General features: G+C 72.0%; 1 protein-coding gene. It reads left to right on the forward strand.

Annotation, left to right across the window (positions count from 1 at the left end; all coding sequences use genetic code 11):
• Positions 1-386 (forward strand): hypothetical protein (locus HP550_RS00045; RefSeq protein WP_210767464.1); only part of this gene is annotated, 386 nt, incomplete at both ends.

Raw genomic sequence — 386 nt, forward strand, 5'->3', positions numbered from 1 at the left:
CCGGGGACTTCAACGGCAACGGCCTGACCGACATCGCGCTGGTCCGGCAGAACGCCGGGTGGTCCTCGATCCCGGTCGCGTTCGCGCAGGGCGACGGGGCCTGGCAGATCACCAACGGGTCGGCTCCGACGTTCATCGGGTCGTGGGCGAACACCCCGGGCGTGCGGGTGGTGACCGGGGACTTCCACGGCACCGGCCTGACCGCCACCGCGCTGGCCCGGCAGAACGCCGGGTGGTCCTCGATCCCGGCCGCGTTCGCGCAGGGCGACGGGACCTGGCAGATCACCAACGGGTCGGCCCCGACGTTCATCGGGACGTGGGCGAACACCCCGGGCGTGCGGGTGGGCTCCGGGGACTTCAACGATAACGGCCTCAGGGACATAGCC

The sequence above is a fragment of the Cellulomonas humilata genome, assembly GCF_013359775.1.
Lineage (GTDB): Bacteria > Actinomycetota > Actinomycetes > Actinomycetales > Cellulomonadaceae > Cellulomonas > Cellulomonas humilata.